This window comes from Actinomadura sp. BRA 177 (genome assembly GCF_013372625.1).
Lineage (GTDB): Bacteria > Actinomycetota > Actinomycetes > Streptosporangiales > Streptosporangiaceae > Spirillospora.
This window is the reverse complement of sequence record NZ_JABXFD010000326.1, coordinates 25,988-42,098: the sequence shown is the minus strand read 5'-3', so window position 1 is coordinate 42,098 and position 16,111 is coordinate 25,988. Positions and strand designations below refer to the sequence as shown.

Genomic DNA, 16,111 nt, shown 5'->3' with positions numbered 1-16,111 from the left:
GGAGTTCTCGGCCTCCAGCGCATCCACCCGGGCCACCAGCGAGGCCACCAGTCCGGCCAGTTCCTCATACGAGGTCGACGGCTGATCGGCAGGGGACACCCGACGATGATCGACGATCAACCCACCAAGATCAACTCGGACGCCGCGGGCAAAACCCGACACCCATCACCGCAGCTCAGCAACACCCGTGAATGGACACGACCAGGCGGTAGACGGTGCGGCCGTCCATGATCTCGATGGTTCGGGTCAGTTCTTCTAACGGCACTCCACATGGCTAAGATCCCTTGTAAGCTAGCCAGAGCTAGCTTATGGTTTCACTGCTGTCAAACGAGCGGCCGCTGGGAGGCGTAGTTGATCGATGTCACTGTGAAGGTGCCCGAGGGGCGGCTGGCCGACTTCTATTCCATGTACGGGCGCTGGTTGGAAGGGGGCGGGGATGCGGACACCGATGCGGACGGTATGCCTGGGGAGGTAGGCAAGTGGGCTGGTGCGGATGTGAACCTCGCCAGAGCCGTCTGGGGCAGGTTCAGTGAACCCGCCATGGCTCTCTTTTCCGTCATGATCGACGAGCCGGATCGGGAGTTCCCGTGGGATGAGCTAGCTCAAAAGATAGCTTTTCAGGGTGGGCGGAGCGGCATCGCCGCCCTGCTGACGTGGCCGGGCCGGCACTGTAGGGAGGCTGCACGCGAAGCCTGCTGGAGATGGCGGGGAGCGGAGGGCGAAACGACGGTGTATTGGATGCCCTCCGAGATCGCCGATGTGTTCCGGCAGGCACGGGACGGTTAGCGTCGAGGAAGTGCCCTCGTCGGCGGGCCTTCCTGTTAACTCTCGGACCTGAGATGTTCCGCATTGTAGGCTGTTCCGCATGAGGCGGAACAGGCCACTTAGCGGAACGGCGCTTCTGCACGCCCTTGAGCGGGAGCTTCGTTCCGTGTTGCCGCCGGGGTGGGACTTGGGGGTGGTGCGTGAGCCGAAGGGAAGGGGGCCTGTGCGTGTGGACCTGCTACTTGAGGTCCGAGCCCCGGACCGGGCAGGTGGTCAGATCCTCGTAGAGACCAAGCTGAACGTGGAGCCTCGGGACGTTCCTGCGGTTCTCCGTCAACTCGACCGACACGTGCAGATCGACGCCCCGGGAGCAGGTGGCCAAGGACGTCTGGTGGCGGCCCCGTACCTGTCCCCGCGCGCTCGCGAGCTGCTCGCCGATGCCGGAGCGGGGTGGTATGACTCCACCGGCAACATGCGGGTTCGGCTGGACCGGCCAGGCCTGTTCGTGGAACGCCGGGGAGCCGACCGCGATCCGTACAGCGACACAAAGGACCGGCGGCTGCGATCCCTGCGAGGTCGAGGAGCGGCACGTATCGTTCGCTCGCTGCTTGATGACCGCGTTCCCATCGGAGTGCGGGAGCTGGCCGCACGAGCGGAGGTCAGCGCGGCGACCGGCTCGCGGGTGCTTGAACTCCTCGTCCGCGAGGACCTGATCGAGCGGAGCAGAGAAGGCGCGGTGGTTGCGGTGAGCAAGCGGTCGCTCGTGCACCGGTGGGCACAGGACTACGGGCTGACGACCACCAATAACGCCGTTCCGGTACTTGCGCCCAGAGGCATCGACCGGGTACTCCGGGACCTTGCGGACTACCGACGGCTGTACGCGCTGACCGGAGCGGCGGCACTACGTGCGCACCTGCCTCCGGACGCCGCCGCCGTGGCGCCTCTTGCGCTGCTCGCGGTGTTCGTCGACGATGCCGTGACCGCCCAGCAGGAGCTGAAGTTGCGGCCGACGGACCGCGGCTCCAACGTGCTGCTCATCGAACCGTTCGACCAGGTCGTCTACCGCGAATCCATCGTGCGCGACCGACTCCGTCACGTCAGCCCCGGCCAGGGGGCCGCCGATCTGCTCACGGGCCCCGGACGCTCCCCGGAAGAGGGCAGGCAGCTCATGGACGTTCTCGCGACCAAGGACAAGGAATGGGCTCAGTGAACCAAGACCGCCCTCCGAAGGAGTACGTCCTCGCCCGCAGCGTCCTGCTCGACGCGCTCGACGCGTTGGGCGCGCACCGTGAAGCCATCGTCCTAGTGGGCGCTCAAGCGGTGTACCTGCACACCGGAGACGCCGACCTGGCGGTCGCCCCCACCACCACGGACGCCGACATCGCCCTGGCCCCGAACCGACTCCGAGACCAGCCCCTCCTTGAGGACGCCTTGCGTATGGCCGGCTTCCTCAAGGGCCCCAACCCCGGATCATGGGTCGGCGCGCACGGAGTCGCCGTCGACCTGATGGTGCCCGAAGCGCTCAGCGGCTCCGGCGGCCGTCGCGGCGCCCGCCTCCCGGTCCACGGAAACCGGGTCGCCCGCCGAACGGCGGGACTCGAAGCAGCCCTGGTGGACTTCGAGGGACACGAACTGTCCGCACTCGACGATACGGACAAGCGCACCTTCACGGTAGGAGTCGCCGGCCCGGCGGCGCTTCTGGTCGCCAAGGTGATCAAAATCGAGGAACGGCGTGGCCAAGCTCGCCTCCGGCCCAAGGACGGCCTCGACATCCTGCGCCTGCTCCAGACAACAGACACCGACCCCCTCGCCCGGCGCCTCGCAGACCTGACTGCCCACCCGCTCTCCGAGGAGACCACACACCAGACCGTCCACGCGCTCCGCGACCACGGAACCGACCCGGACGGCCCCCTCGCCACCCTGGCCGCCCAGGCCGTCGGAGTTCTGGAAGATCCCTCTACGGTCACCGGTTCACTCATCGCCCTCACAGAGGACCTGCTCACCGCCTACGACAGCCTGGCCCAGTAGCGCCCGACGGCGGTCTGGGTGCCAAGCCGCAATTCAAGAAACCTGACGCCCGACCGAACCGGATGTCCGCTCATGCCGCTGGTGGTGCGCTGCTGGTCGCGGCATCCGCTCCGGCGGGCGGCGTCATGGCTCGGCTGGGACGTCGCTGAGGTCGAGCCGGTACCAGTCCGCGTGTGTGAGGATGTGCAGGTCGGGGCCGCGTCCAATGACCAGCGCGTCGCTGGGGAGTTCCTGCCCATCCGGGAGTACGACCCGGTAGTTTCGGGTGCTCCGCATTCGGCCGTCGGCCAGTCCGTCGACCAGGCGGTCGCGGTCGGCGCCGTATCCGCCATACAGAGCGACGCGTGAGCCGTCGGTGATGAGTGCCTTTGCTGCGGCGCCGGCGCCGTGCCAGCCGGTGAGAGTCCCATCGTGGACGCGGACGATGGGGAAGTCGGTGTAGTAGCACGTCCAGGCGGTGTCCGCGTCGACGTTGAGCGCATAGCAGTCGCTGATCGCGCCCCACGGGTTGTTCGCGTGGGAGGGGAACCGCCAGTCGGCCTTCAGATCCGGGGAGAACCGTGCGAGCCCGCAGGAGCCGATCGGTTGCGGGCTGTCGGCCTCGCCCCAGCCATAGTTGCCGTAGACGCCTTCGTCGGAGTATCCCACCCAGACGTGACCGGTTTTGGTGGTGAAGACGTGCTCGGTGCCGTCCCCGAGCGTCTCAGCGGCCAGAGCCGGTCCGTCGGCGGAGTAGATGATCGTGTTGCGGTCCGGACCGTCCTGGCGCCATCGAGCCCTAGTGCCCACGGCCAGAACTCGGCCGTCGGGTAGCGGTTGGAGGGTCGGGTGCGCGAGCGAGAAGTCGTGGATCGTGATCACGTTGGTCAGTGTCGGCGAGTGCAGCGTCACGCGAATGGTCACCGGGCGAGGAGCCCGAGGGTCCGGGAAGATCGCCCAGCCCGGTTGCGTCGTCGTCGACGTCACGGCCTGCACGTCGGCGGCGGTCGACCACAGTGCTATGACCTCGCCGTTGGGGCCGATCGAGGCGTTCACGGGCCACCGGATATTTCGTCAACGTCCCAGGCGTACTCTTCTGCCGCTGGTCGCGTGTCGAGCCGCCCGAACCCGCGAACTGGCAATGAGTCTCCGGGTGTAGTCGCCGGACGGCTCGCCTTCAACCGGGATGTGAGTTGATCAGACCACGGTCAATCTTGGGCGTCTCGGATCGTCACCTCGATGGCAGCCGGGGCGCCCGCCGCATCAAATTCGACATGGACGGGGAAGAACCCGTCGCCTATGGATGTCATCGCGAACATGATGCGGGTACCACCGACGTCTATCGAGGCGGCCTCGTTCTCGGACGCGCGAACATCGGCCATCACCCGCCAGTGGTGTGAGTGTGGACGGAAGTCGAAGGCGAACTTACGGTCCGATGCTGTCTTCAGGCGATCGTGCAACGCGATCGCCTTCGCGTACGCGTCGCGGACCGGCAGGTCGAGCCAGCCGTAGTGATCCTCGCCGGGTGTGCCGGTACGAGTGGCACCGAACTCGGCCGCGATCTCGGTCTCGTGCCTGCCCCAGAACACGACGTCCGCGAGGCCGTCGATCGGCTCGTCGTGTATCCATGCGTTCAACGCGTCCGCGAACACAAAGCGGGCGTAGTCGACGCCGATCTTGCCCAGCGAGCAGGTACTGACGACTGGTTCGTCACTGACCACGATGTGGATGTGCGTCCAGCCCCAGTCGCTGTGCGGTGTCGCGGTGACCGGCAGCGGACGGTCGGTTGGCAGCCCACCGATGGTGATGACCGGCACACCGCTGATCAAAAAGTCCGGGTCGTTCCCGGCGATCGCCCGCCGGACGCGGTCACGATGCGGGATCTGCTGCGGAAAGCGGCGCAGCGACGCCTGGTGTCCGCGCTCACGGCAGTGATCACCGAAGAGCGAGGTGAAGTCCGTGACGGCATGCTGTGGGATGTCGTAGACGGTGCGGCCGGACTGCCGGTCGAACGACCGCGCCGCGGTGTCCGCATCACGCCCGACCACCTCGAAGTCGACGGCCGGCGGGACGTCGGGCGGCCGCACGTCGTCCGGTACGCGGTCGCCGAACCACAGCCCGAGGTAGCCGCCATCCATCAGCACCAACTCGCCCGACGGACAGGTCACCTCGCCGAGCAGCACGCTCTGCCATGGTCGCGTAGTGTACGGCGATCGGTGTCGGTCATCGCGATCAGATGACGGAGACGGATCCGCTCATCGGCTTCTGCCGCCGACAGCGCCATGACCTCGCCCATGGGCGAGCCGGCATCCAGAGGGCGAGACGGATGACAGCTTCGCCCGGTGATCTCCGGCGCCGCCGGTCGGTCACTGATCTTCCCGATATGGACGGACCGCTCATCCCTTCCGGCGCCCCATGACCGGCCGAGCGGCCGTTCCTCTCGGGCGGCGCCAGGACTGATGAGGCCTGATGGGGGCGGCAATCCGCTGCTGGGCCGACTCGATCCGGATGACGCACCAGAACTACCCGTCGTGGACTGGCCCGCCTCGGACGACGAGCCGCCTCATGGCCTGCACTGGAAGACGATGTTCGTCACGCGGTGGGCGGCCGGACGCCCGTTCCTCCGGCTCGACGATGAGATGACGGACGCCGATCGGCGATGGGTGGTGGTACACCATGCGGGGAGAGCTTTACTGCACCGAATTGACCCGCGTGTCGGTCTCGCTGAGTTGGACTTCTCACTGATCCGCCAGTGGCTCGCTGAATGACAGCACGGCCCGGATCAGTTCACTCACACGCCGCTGGGCGGTCTTATCGAGTCGTTGCCGGTTACAGGTGTGAGTGTCGGGGCGTGGAGTTCGGTCCATCGAGCGGCAGTGCGGCCTTCGTCATGCGATAGGCGGAAGGTGTTCGAGCGGTGTACATCCGCTTGAGGGCGCTTCGGGGGCGGAAATGAGAGCACCTCTGACCGTGTTTCTGCTGGTCAGAGGTGTAGAAGTGGGCAGGGGCGGGGTCGAACCGCCGACCTTCCGCTTTTCAGCTATAACAACACCCCTGCCGGATGGGAGTCGGCCGAGGTTGGACGGCTGTCGGCGTGCGCTCAAAGTTGGGGCTGGTTGCTGCTGTTGCTGTCACCGTTGCTGTCAGCCTCGGGCGGTCCTGATGAAGGTCACGCGCTGCGCGGTCAGGTTCGCGCGGGCCTGGTAGCCGGCGCCCAGCCAGACCGCTTGAGTGTGCTTCGGGTCTGTACCCCACCAAGCCAGGTGGTTGCGGGCGCTCCGGGGCAATGCCGCACCGATCACTACCGACACCTCAGAGAACGTCATGTCGATACGCTCGCGACCGTCTGACCGAAGATGACGCTCCAGCCGCTCGTACTGCTCTCGCTGGACCACGCTCCCATCATCGGTGAGCAGGTCTCGGCTGTCAGCTTGTCGGCGTCCGCCTTCTGATCCGTAGCAAGATCAGAACCGTTCAGGCATGTCCCCGGGTGTCTCCTGACCAGCGCGACAACCTCTCGCCCGTCCACACCCGTCCAAGGTCATCCGACCCCGTTGTTAGCAAGAGCGTTAGCACCCGCACCCGTCCCGGAGGGTGCGCCCGCGCGAACGGCGAGACGGTGTGACAGACAGCTTCGCGCGGGCGTGCCCTCCGGCCCGCGGGGGGCTGGGGGCCGCGAGGCCCCCGCTTCACACGTCCTTCGATGGTCCTGTGAGCATCTGCCGAAGTCGGCCGAGCATTTGTATCAGCAGTGGCGTCACGCTGTGTAGTGGCCTCACGAACCGCAAACTAGTCCACCGGCTACGCTACGCCGTAAACTAACCGCAAGCAGTTGCGTAGCGTAGCCGGTGGAGGCGCCTCCGTGAGATCAACTTTACCAAACCGTTACATGTGTCGCATAGCATGCATGAAGTGGGCTGATGTGACCCAATATTGGAGGTGTTGTGATGATTGGCCACATGTTGACATAGAAGTGCCACATAGTGCGCTTTGCTGGCGCTAAGTTGAGTGCCATGGGTGGTCGTGCGCCGAAAGATGGCTATTTCAGTCGCTCTGCGTGCGACTGTGGGTCGTCTCCGGAACTTTGTCTACCTGACGATGAGGTTTTGACGCATCATGGCAAGTCGGCTGATGCCTTCATTGATGCGCCTCGCATCGACCAAGGGCAGGGTCGCAAGCCGGAGCGTGATGTGTCGCTCCTGCGAGGCAAATGGACGGCTGAGGATGCCACTTGCTATCGATACCCTCATCCCACTGCCCGCCAGCTAGCTCGAGCTGTTGTGCGCTTTACGACTGCCGGAAAACTTCGAAGTGCCGGGTTTGCGGTACTTCATACCCCTGGCGCGATTGAGGATGGTCCTCACGTTTCGGTGGTTTGGCCTGCTGATGACCCTATGGAGAGACAAGAGATCCCCTGGTCCAAAGAGGTGGCGGACCGTTTCACCCGATGCTTTGATGGGGATGCTGACTCGTGAGGTGGACCACATGAACCTAGATTCGTTGGTGAAGCGAGGCCGTCTGCCCTGGCGTCCAAACGATCGGGCATGCGACCTCCATGTTTGGCATGAGTATGAGGCACCGCTAGTGGGCACCTTCATGGATGAGGGGCACATGGTCCTCTTCTCCATGGTGCTGGAGAGCGAGCGTGGTCTTTCCGTCTGGGCGTACAAGGTCTTGACCTCGCAAGAAGCCAAGGAACTCGCCAAGCCTCGCTTTGAATCGATCTCCGCGCTGCGTGAGCGTGTCGATTCTCTGTTCAAGGGGTCCGAGATCGTTATCGCCACCGCCCGCAATGACCGAATAGGGCGCAATTATGCCGTCCATACGGTCGAATCGGATCTACTTGACGCAGTTGATTGGTTCTTGAACGGGGTCATCGAGTCCGTACGTGAAGTATCGGATACGGAGACGAGAGTTCTAGCCAAACTGGCTGGTGTCGATGCTGCGTCAGTGGAGCTCGTGGACGCCTGAGCCATGGATTGCAGATAACCGGGCCAGGCTGGTGCGGACGGGCGGTCCGGCGCGGCGGGACCGGACGGGACAGGCCGCATGCCCGGCGCGCCGGGGCGGGCGGCCGTCGGCGACGCGTAGCGGCGCCCTTGAAGACGTAGAGAAAGTTCTCATCGGGCGCGGGTGCAACCCGGCTGACCTGGGGTTATGGGATGAGCTTGGTTAGGGCTCTGCGGGTTTGGTCGGCGAGGCTGGTGGCTGCGCCTAGGCGGTTGTCGATGGTGAGGTGTGCGGCGTCGGGTGGGTCGTCTGTGTTGAGTCCGGCGGTGTACTCGTCCCAGTGGGCCAGCTTCCAGCCGTCTCGGGCGGCGTCGCGTAGCTCGATGTACTCGTGCATGGTGTCGATGTCGCTGTGTACCCAGATGGCGGTGACGTCGACGCCCTTGGCCTGGCAGCGGTGGGTGAGGCGGGGGAGCCAGCTCGGGTTGTTGAGTTCGGTGATGAACGGGGCGGCGAGGATGATCGACACTCCGCAGTCGATGTTGGCGTAGGCGGCGTTCATGAGGCACCGGTACTCGTGGGGGCGTACCTCGGCGCGGTAGAGGTCGGTGTGGCGGTCGTGCGGGTCGCCGTTCAACGAGATGAGTAGGCGTTCGGCTAGGCGGCGGGTGAGGGCGTCCTTGTCGAGGAACGCCCAGCCTGAGAGGTCGGATAGGAAGCGGGCGAACTCGGTCTTGCCGGATCCGGCGTAGCCGCCGACCAGGACGAGGGTGGGGTTGCCGCCGGCGTTGGCGATGGCGCGGCCGTGCCAGGCGTTGGCTAGGCGGGTGGTGAGGGGGATGGTGTCGGGGAAGAACGCGGACAGGTCGAAGGGGGCTCCGTCTGGGCCTGGGGTCTTGCCGCGTGCGTCGGCGGCCATGCGTTCTAGGACGGTGAGCGGGATGTTGTGGACGCGTGCCAGGTGCGGCAACCAGTCGTCGGGGATGCGTTCGCCGCGTTCCCATCGGGAGATCTCGTGTCGGGTGAGGGTGTCAGAGCCGGTGAGGTCGCATAGCTCGGCGGCTAGTGCGCTTTGGCTGCGGGTGCCTCGTAGGCGCGCTAGGTAGGCGCCGAACTCCCGTCGTTTCTCAGTGGGCATGCGGTGCTACCTCCTGTAGTCGAGTGTGGCCCACACCTGGCCCACTGTCAGGCTCCTTTGTAAATCGTGGTGCGGCGGAACGCTGGTTGGCATGCCGTACGGGCCTCGGAGCGGGCTCGCCGTCGACCACAAGGACACCCCTGATGGAAGCGCGTTCGCTGCAAGACGACCCGGTTCTTAGCCGGATGCAAGAGGAGTTCCCTGGACACCGCATCTGGCGCGCTCGTCGGTGGGACGGGCGCGCCGGCGACTGGGTGGCGACGCTGCTCGACCCGGCGGCGGGTGTCGACCTGACGGTGATCCGTTCGGACGCTGAGGCGCTGCGGTCTGCGCTCGTCAGTGAGCGTCAGCGCGCGGTGCCGACCAATAGGGCCTGGTGATGGTTCCGGCTCCCCTGCCATCACCGGACGGGGTCGCCACCGGGGCGGCCCCAAAGGAGGGGGCTGAGGCGGCGCGGTCGGTGCTTATCCCCCCGGATGCACTGGCCGTGTCGCCTCGGCCCTGGCGGTCGCGTCTGCTGCTGGATCGGTTGCGGCGGGCGCTGCGGCGTGAGGGGTGGGTGGCGCAACGCCGGTATGGCGGGTCGCTGGTGATGCTGCGGGTGTACTCGTCGGCTGTGCCGTGTATCGGGGACAGCATCACGGTTGTCCGCGGTGATGGCGGGTGGTGGTTCCGGTCGAGTACCGGTGACCTGCTCGCGCCGTGCAGCCATGTGGACCTGGCCGCGTCCGAGGTATCGGCGTTGCTGCTCCCGTGGGTGACTGCGGCGTGCCCGTCTGCGGGCGCGGACGGTCCGTGATGAGCGGCGGGGCCTCGCTGGACGAGATCGGGGCGCGCTTCGGGGTGCCGTGCTGGTGGGGTCCGTACACTCGGGCGTATTGGGCGCTGGTGCCCGCGTGTGGGCGGTGGCGTCTGGTGGAGGCGTTGTCGCTGCGAGAGCTGGCTAGGGCTATCGAGTCTCCGGACGGGTGGCCGTGGCCGTGAGGGCGGCCGCGCGGCAGGGTAGACGGCTGGGGTGTCGTGGACGGCCCTGCCGCGCGGTCCTCTATAGGAGGTCGGCCGGGATGGTGATGGGCTCGCCGGGGTCGGCTGTCACGGTGGTGATGATGCGGCGGGCCGTCTCGCGGGCGTCGGTGTCGTCGGTGTGAATGATCGTGTTGAAGACCGGCGTGGCGGCGGTGGCTCGTAGGTCGGCAAGGGTCTCGTCCCATGCCCGGAGGCGCTTGGGGGTGTCGGGGTCGCCTCGGTGCTCTGAGCGCTTGGCGCAGACTTCGCGCGGGACCCACAACAGGACGCTCGTCCAAGCGAGCGGGACGGCGGCGCGTAGGCGTTGAAGGTCGGCGACGTTGCCCATGTGGGCGACGGGGATACGGTCGGCGTCGACCAGGGCGGCAATGTCGTCGCGGTCGATGGCGTAGACGTTGCCGTAGCGGCGGGTCTCGACGACCAGGCGGCCCGCGCTGCGGAGCGTCTCGCGTTCGGCGTCTGAGACGAGTCGGTAGCCGGCGCTTCGGCCGGTGCCGGTCTTGAGTTTGGGCAGTAGGGCGTACCGGTCGTCTTGGCGGGACAGTTCGGCCGTGGTGGTGTCCTTGCCGCTGGTCGGCGGGCCGTACAGGATCACACCGGGGCTGGTCATGGCAGAACCCTACGCAGGGCCTCGCGTGTCTGGTCGGCGATGCTGATTGCCGCGCCTAGGCGGTTGTCGACGGTGAGGTGTACGCCGGGCGGGCTGGTGTCGGTGTTGAGTCCGGCGGCGTACTGGTCCCAGTTCGCCAGCTTCCAGGCGTCGCGCGGGGCGTCGCGGAACTCGATGTACTCGCGCATGGAGTCGACGTCGCACCGGACCCAGATCACGGCGACGTCGACGCCCTTGGCCTTGCAGCGGTTGGTGAGGCGTCCTAGCCATGCCTCGTCGTTCAGTTCGGCGATGAACGGGGCGGCGAGGATGGTGGATATGCCGCAATCGATGTTGTCGTTTGCAGTGTCCATGAGGCATTTGTATTCAAGCGGCCTGACCTCCTTTAGGTAGAGGTCGGTGTGGCGGTCGTGCGGGTCGCCGTCCAAGGAGATCAGTAGGCGTTCGGTGAGGCGACGGGTGATCGAGTCCTTGTCCAGGAAAGCCCATCCGGACACGTCGCCCAGAAAGCGCGCGAACTCGGTTTTTCCTGATCCGGCGTAGCCTCCGACCAGGACGAGTGTGGTCGTGCCGATGCTGCCGCTCATCGCGCGGCCTCGCCATGCGCTGACCACGCGGGCCTTGAGGGCGTCGCCGGCGGTGGGGTCCCGGCGCTGCGTCTGGTCGGAGACGCGGTCGAGCCCCTGCGTAATGGTGTTAGCGGCGTCCTCGGTGGCCGCGGGGCTGAGCGGGGCGGGGAGCGGGAGCGTGAGGTCTCCGGACTCCTCGCCGGGGAGCGGCAGACGAAAGCCAAGCTCAGGCTCGGTGGCCTCGTACAGGAGGCAGTAGGCGCGGCGGTAGTGCGGGCCTGGGTACATACTGCCGCTCTCGTGGCCCCATAGCGTCTGGAAGTTCGCCGCGACCTTGAGCCCTCCTCGCTCGGCGACCACGCGCAACTTGTCTCCGGCGGCCTCCAGGCTGAGGCCGTGAGTCTCTCGGCGTTCGCGCAGTCTGGTGGGCTGCCAACCGGGACGCTGCTTGGTCGTGGTCATTCGTGGCCTTCCGTTTCGCCGCAGATGTCGGCACATATGGGCATGTACCGAGCGTCTGCCATGGGGGTGTGAAAGCGGACGTATAAACGGACGTGAAAGAACCCGATGATGCATTAGTGATGGGCTAGAGGCGTCTCCTGCACTGAAATATCGGTGTGCCGAACGAGAGAACAGATCATGGCGGGAGGCGATCACCGGTGGCGGGCAGCGGCGAGCAGGGGCGAACTCCGCGGGAACAGTTGGAGCTGATTCTTGCCGAGTTGGACGAGCTCATTTGCCGGACTGACCAGCTTGCGGAGGCTCTGGAAAGACGGTCCGCTCGATCCGGGCGACGCGCTCTCCCAGATCGCGGACGGCGGCGAGTACTTCCGTGAGCTGCTTCATCGTCACGTCGTCCTCGCCGGTCGTCGGCGCGGCCTGGCTGGGTGGGCGTGCGTCGGCCTGGTCGCGGACGAATACTCCCTTGCCCTGCTGGCCGATCACGACGCCTTCGGTCCGCAACACGCTGATGGCGGCCTTCACGACTCCGGCGGATACCTCGTACTCCTCGCGGAGTCGGGCCGTCGACGGTAGGGCCTGCCCGGCGGCAAGGCGTCCGTCCCGGATCTGTTGCCGCAGGTCATCGGCTATCTGCAGGTATCCGGGCCGTCCGGTCCTCTCGACCACTCATCTGCCTTCCGTCGGGGGCTCCCACTCAAGTTCAGCACACCCGACCCGCCAAGAAAACCATGGCTGCCTTGACAGCTTGGCCGTCTAAGCAGACTATGTTGTCTAAGTAGTTCGTTGGATCTCGGAGGTTCTCCATGCGCAACATCCCGGTGGACGTGTCGGCGCTGACATTCGTGTGCGTCTCGCCGCCGCGCCCCAAGCTGGTCAACCAGGACACGGGCGAGGTCAAGACCGACCGCAACGGGCACACGGTGTTCACCGTCGGCCTGTCGGCCGCCGACGCCTCCGGGCGGGTCGACCTGCTCAACGTCGCGTTGACCGGCGACCAGTCGGTGACGATCGGCGAGGTCGTGACCCCGGTGGGGCTGGTGGCGTTCCCGTGGGAAGCGGTGCTCGGTGGTGAGAAGCGCTGGGGTGTGGCCTACCGCGCCGACCGCATCGCGCCCGTCTCCTCGGTCGCCCCGCCCTCGGCCTCCTCGTCGGGCTCGTCGGGTACGTCCGCTTCGGCGGACGTGGCCTGAACGGCGGCCCGGTCATGACTGACCTGCTCCTGGTGCTCGGGGTCCTGGCCGCTGCGGCGGCCGGGCTCTGGGCCTGGCGCCGATACCACCCGGCCTCGTTCTGGTACGGCGTCGCCTTCCCTGCGCGTGCGGCGTTGGTGTACCTGACGTGGCATCACGTCGCCTCCGGCTGTCGACTGACCCGTAACCGGCGGCGGTTCCGGCTCACCCTCGACGCCGTCCCGGTCGTCGGCCCGGCGGCCCGCAACGCCGCGACGGTGGTCGAGCAGAAGCGGCGGGTGCGGCGGGTCGACGTCGAGCGCGCTCCCCGCCTCGGTCTGCTGCGTCCGACCCGGCTCGGCTGGCGCATGCGGCTACGCCTGCACGATGGCCAGGTCCCGGCGGACTATGAGAAGGCGGCGGAGGGGATCGCGCACGCCTGGCGCGTCCACTCGGTACGGGTGGTCGACGTGCGGCCCGGTTACGTGACGCTGTGGGCGACGATGCGTGACCCGCTCACCGAGGTGACGCTGTCGCCGGCGCCCGTGGAACTGCTGCGGGTGCGGCCGGGCAGGCTGGAGAACGGGCACGAGTGGGTGATGGACTTCCGCGCGGTGCCGCACTGGCTCAACGCCGGGGCGACACAGTCCGGCAAGTCGAACCTTGCCAACGCCGTCATTCGTGACCTGGCTCCCCAACCGGTCGCGCTGGTCGGCTTCGACCTCAAGGGCGGCGTGGAGTTCACTCCGTACATGCCGCGTCTGTCGGCGCTGGCCACCACCCGTAAAGAGTCGGTCGACCTGCTGTCGGATCTGGTCGGCGAGGTCGAGAACCGCATGGCCACCTGCCGCGCGCACGGTGCCCGCAACGTCTGGACCCTGCCCGAACACCTGCGGCCGGTCCCGGTCGTGGTCCTGGTGGACGAGGTCGCCGAGTTGTTCCTGATGGCCGACAAGTCTGAGAAAGAGGAGGTGTCGCGGACGGCTACCGCGCTGCTGCGCCTGGCCCAGCTCGGACGGGCGTTCGCCGTCCACCTGATCGTGTGCGGGCAGCGCATCGGCTCCGACTTGGGACCTGGCGTCACCGCGCTGCGTGCGCAACTGTCGGGGCGGGTGTGCCACCGGGTCAACGACCCCGAAACCGCCAACATGACCCTCGGCGACCTCGACCCGGCCGCCCTCGACGCCGCCCGCGCCATCCCCGCCGAGACACCCGGTGTATGCGTCGTGGCCGGTCAAGACGGCGCTTGGCACCGTGCCCGCTCAGTGTTCGTCCCCGAGTGCGAGGCCGAGCAGGCGGCGCGCGACTGGGCGCACCTGACCCCGGACTGGGATGCCCTCGTCGGCTCCGTCCCCGTCGTCCACCCGGCCGCCTAACCGCCCCGACTTCCTCTCCTTCCTTCTCTCTCGGCTCGGTGTGAGCCCTCGATCGCGCCATGTCCCTACCCGACCCATGCCCGAAACCCGTCCTGGAGGCTGCCCGATGGTCGCCCGCGTCCGTGTCCTTCGTCCCCGTCCTCGCCCCCGGTTCGTCGCCGTCCCGTCCCCGTCCTCGCCGTACGCCTCGTCGTCCTCGTCCCCGTCCCGCTCGTCCTCGGCGGTGTCGTCCTGGGACGTGTGGCCGGTCGGCGTCGAGTGGGACGAGTTCCGCTCCCTGCACATCGCTCGCTGCCAGCGCTGCGCCGAGTCGTTCGCCTCGTCCTGCTGCGGCGAGGTCGACGACTGGGCGGACGCGCACCGGTGTGACGTCGAACTGGCCGCGCTCCTGGCCTTCATCACCTCGGGGCGGGCGGCATGACCCGGCGCATTCTCGGTGCGGTCGCCGACTCGGGGCCGGTGGTGGTCCTGGCGGGCATCGCGGCGGCGGGCTCCTTCACCCACATCCGCGACACGGCTACCGAGCACGGTCAACGGGGCTGGATGGCCTGGGCTATCGCGGTGTGCATCGACCTGACATGCGTGATGGCGGCCGGGGAGCGGCAGCGGGACAAGAGCACCGGACGGGCAACCGGGCGGCTGTCGTGGCCGACCGTCGTCCTGGTCGGCGGGATCCTGCTGTCGCTGGCCGCGAACCTGGCGCAGGCCGACCCGTCGGTCTGGGGCTGGATCACCGCGGGCACTCCGGCGGGCGCGTTCCTGGTCGCGGTGTCGATGCTGGAACGCCGCAAGGCCGGCCCTGCTGCTGCGGCTCGTCCCTCGCCGGTCCCGGACTCCTTCGGCCGCCCGCCCTCGGCCTCGACGCCGTCCCCGCCGCCTTCCTCGGCGCGTTCGTCCGTACCGTCCTCGGTCTCGTCGCCGTGGGTGGTGTGGGAGAACGAGCGGCCCACGGTCGCCGCCGCCGTCCCGGCCGTCCAGCACCACACCACCGAGCGGGACGAGGACGAGCAGGACGGCCAGACCTCCATCCCCGTCCCCGCCAAACACTCCGCCTCGACGCCGTCCGCCTCGTCCTCGCCGGGTCCGGACGGACCGCTCGTCGAGTTCGCGCGCCGTGTCGTCGCCGAACACCAAACCGAGCACGGGCGGCCGATCACCCGTGACGCGCTGCGCGCACGCCTGGGGGTGTCCAACCAGCTCGCCTCCGACCTGCTTCGCCAACTCCGCACCGAAACCGCATCCCTCGCCTGACCCGCTGGAGGAAACCGCCATGACCACCCACACCCACCCGACCGGCCAGACGACCCCGATCGTGCCCGGCGACCTGTTCGCCCGCCACCAGACCATCACCGGCCTGCGCGCCCTCGCCGACTTCCTGGAGGCCAACCCGGCCGTGCCCGTCGAGGAGTACGGCTACAACCTCACCTTCAGCGTCCGCAACATGGACGACGCTGCGGCCGTCGCGCTGGTCGACTGGACGGCGGCGCTCCTGGACGTCGAGGTCACCGACGACACCCACCGGGGCGGCCACTACATCGCCACCCGCACCTTCGACCGCATCACCTACCGCATGGTCCACATCCCCGAACGCCGCCGCCACCAGTACCGCGCCGAGACCAGCTACCGCGACAACATCACCCTCGACGACACCCACCAGGACGACCAGAACGGCGGCCAGGACACCGGGCAGGCGGCCTGATGCGCGCCCGTACCGGCCACCCGCGACCGCTGCCCATCCTCGTCCGGCTCGTCGGGCTGGTCCTCGGCTGGGTGTGCGGGACGTGCGGCGGGGGCGGGGTCGCCTCCGACGGCTCCACCTGCCCCGACTGCAACGGCCACGGCCACACCGTCTGAGGGGACGTCCCGATGTCCCTGCGCCGCTGCGCCTTCATCTGCTTCTGGCTCGTCCTGGGCCGCCAACCCGAACGGGCCGCGCACGCCGTCCGCGCCATCGTCGGCGGCCTGGCCCTGGTCGCCGATGCCCTCGCGCGGTTCACCACCGCCTTCTAACCCCCGGCGTGGCCGCTATCGCCGGCAAG

The 16,111-nt window shown here is 67.6% G+C and carries 19 protein-coding genes; 12 read left to right on the top strand and 7 right to left on the bottom strand.

Annotated elements, in window-relative coordinates; genetic code table 11:
- Window positions 1-351 precede the first annotated feature (351 nt).
- The 3 genes from HUX53_RS16860 to HUX53_RS16850 all read left to right on the top strand — a co-directional run bounded on the left by HUX53_RS16860 (window position 352) and on the right by HUX53_RS16850 (window position 2,793).
- On the top strand, window positions 352-786 hold the full coding sequence (locus tag HUX53_RS16860) for a DUF6416 domain-containing protein (protein ID WP_176404150.1): 435 nt from the start codon (window positions 352-354) through the stop codon (window positions 784-786).
- A gap of 370 nt (window positions 787-1,156) precedes the next feature.
- Window positions 1,157-1,975 carry a hypothetical protein gene (locus tag HUX53_RS16855; protein ID WP_176404149.1) on the top strand — a complete coding sequence of 273 codons (819 nt, stop codon included), beginning with the start codon at window positions 1,157-1,159 and terminating at the stop codon, window positions 1,973-1,975.
- A complete protein-coding gene (locus HUX53_RS16850) occupies window positions 1,972-2,793 on the top strand; it encodes a hypothetical protein (protein WP_176404148.1) in 822 nt (273 codons plus the stop codon). Before HUX53_RS16855 ends, HUX53_RS16850 begins: the two co-directional genes overlap by 4 nt.
- Before the next feature lie 123 nt (window positions 2,794-2,916).
- On the opposite strand, the gene HUX53_RS16845 is transcribed toward HUX53_RS16850, so the two are convergent.
- From HUX53_RS16845 to HUX53_RS16835, 3 genes are all read right to left on the bottom strand, one after another.
- Window positions 2,917-3,828: a hypothetical protein gene (locus HUX53_RS16845; protein ID WP_176404147.1), complete on the bottom strand. Its 912-nt coding sequence runs from the start codon at window positions 3,826-3,828 to the stop codon at window positions 2,917-2,919.
- A 152-nt stretch (window positions 3,829-3,980) separates the two neighbouring features.
- A complete protein-coding gene (locus tag HUX53_RS16840) occupies window positions 3,981-4,955 on the bottom strand; it encodes a hypothetical protein (RefSeq protein WP_217919520.1) in 975 nt (324 codons plus the stop codon).
- 960 nt (window positions 4,956-5,915) lie between these two features.
- Window positions 5,916-6,167, bottom strand: coding sequence for a hypothetical protein (locus HUX53_RS16835; protein WP_176404146.1), 252 nt, complete (start codon window positions 6,165-6,167; stop codon window positions 5,916-5,918).
- Window positions 6,168-7,356: 1,189 nt separating this feature from the next.
- Between HUX53_RS16835 and HUX53_RS16830 the strand changes: the two genes are divergently transcribed.
- Entirely contained in the window at window positions 7,357-7,743 is a 387-nt protein-coding gene (locus tag HUX53_RS16830; protein WP_176404145.1) for a hypothetical protein, read from the top strand.
- 184 nt (window positions 7,744-7,927) lie between these two features.
- On the opposite strand, the gene HUX53_RS16825 is transcribed toward HUX53_RS16830, so the two are convergent.
- Window positions 7,928-8,860 carry an AAA family ATPase gene (locus tag HUX53_RS16825; protein WP_176404144.1) on the bottom strand — a complete coding sequence of 311 codons (933 nt, stop codon included), beginning with the start codon at window positions 8,858-8,860 and terminating at the stop codon, window positions 7,928-7,930.
- Window positions 8,861-9,003: 143 nt separating this feature from the next.
- On the opposite strand from HUX53_RS16825, the gene HUX53_RS16820 reads away from it, so the two are divergent.
- Window positions 9,004-9,240, top strand: coding sequence for a hypothetical protein (locus HUX53_RS16820; protein ID WP_176404143.1), 237 nt, complete (start codon window positions 9,004-9,006; stop codon window positions 9,238-9,240).
- A gap of 665 nt (window positions 9,241-9,905) precedes the next feature.
- Here the strand turns inward: HUX53_RS16820 and HUX53_RS16815 are convergent.
- The 3 genes from HUX53_RS16815 to HUX53_RS16805 all read right to left on the bottom strand — a co-directional run bounded on the left by HUX53_RS16815 (window position 9,906) and on the right by HUX53_RS16805 (window position 12,193).
- The gene (locus HUX53_RS16815) at window positions 9,906-10,496 is read right to left on the bottom strand and encodes a guanylate kinase (RefSeq protein WP_176404142.1); all 591 of its coding nucleotides are present in this window, start codon (window positions 10,494-10,496) and stop codon (window positions 9,906-9,908) included.
- Window positions 10,493-11,527 carry an AAA family ATPase gene (locus HUX53_RS16810; protein ID WP_176404141.1) on the bottom strand — a complete coding sequence of 345 codons (1,035 nt, stop codon included), beginning with the start codon at window positions 11,525-11,527 and terminating at the stop codon, window positions 10,493-10,495. Before HUX53_RS16810 ends, HUX53_RS16815 begins: the two co-directional genes overlap by 4 nt.
- A gap of 270 nt (window positions 11,528-11,797) precedes the next feature.
- Window positions 11,798-12,193, bottom strand: coding sequence for a winged helix-turn-helix domain-containing protein (locus HUX53_RS16805; RefSeq protein WP_176404140.1), 396 nt, complete (start codon window positions 12,191-12,193; stop codon window positions 11,798-11,800).
- A gap of 137 nt (window positions 12,194-12,330) precedes the next feature.
- Here HUX53_RS16805 and HUX53_RS16800 point away from each other — a divergent pair, with 137 nt between their 5' ends.
- The 7 genes from HUX53_RS16800 to HUX53_RS16770 all read left to right on the top strand — a co-directional run bounded on the left by HUX53_RS16800 (window position 12,331) and on the right by HUX53_RS16770 (window position 16,082).
- Complete coding sequence (locus tag HUX53_RS16800) at window positions 12,331-12,717, top strand: hypothetical protein (RefSeq protein ID WP_176404139.1); 387 nt, start codon at window positions 12,331-12,333, stop codon at window positions 12,715-12,717.
- A 14-nt stretch (window positions 12,718-12,731) separates the two neighbouring features.
- Complete coding sequence (locus HUX53_RS16795; protein WP_176404138.1) at window positions 12,732-14,072, top strand: FtsK/SpoIIIE domain-containing protein; 1,341 nt, start codon at window positions 12,732-12,734, stop codon at window positions 14,070-14,072.
- 106 nt (window positions 14,073-14,178) lie between these two features.
- Entirely contained in the window at window positions 14,179-14,493 is a 315-nt protein-coding gene (locus tag HUX53_RS16790; RefSeq protein ID WP_176404137.1) for a hypothetical protein, read from the top strand.
- Window positions 14,490-15,323, top strand: coding sequence for a DUF2637 domain-containing protein (locus HUX53_RS16785; protein WP_176404136.1), 834 nt, complete (start codon window positions 14,490-14,492; stop codon window positions 15,321-15,323). Before HUX53_RS16790 ends, HUX53_RS16785 begins: the two co-directional genes overlap by 4 nt.
- A 19-nt stretch (window positions 15,324-15,342) precedes the next feature.
- Entirely contained in the window at window positions 15,343-15,771 is a 429-nt protein-coding gene (locus HUX53_RS16780; protein ID WP_176404135.1) for a hypothetical protein, read from the top strand.
- Window positions 15,771-15,926: a hypothetical protein gene (locus HUX53_RS16775; protein WP_176404134.1), complete on the top strand. Its 156-nt coding sequence runs from the start codon at window positions 15,771-15,773 to the stop codon at window positions 15,924-15,926. Before HUX53_RS16780 ends, HUX53_RS16775 begins: the two co-directional genes overlap by 1 nt.
- 12 nt (window positions 15,927-15,938) lie before the next feature.
- Window positions 15,939-16,082 carry a hypothetical protein gene (locus HUX53_RS16770; RefSeq protein ID WP_176404133.1) on the top strand — a complete coding sequence of 48 codons (144 nt, stop codon included), beginning with the start codon at window positions 15,939-15,941 and terminating at the stop codon, window positions 16,080-16,082.
- Window positions 16,083-16,111: the final 29 nt, after the last annotated feature.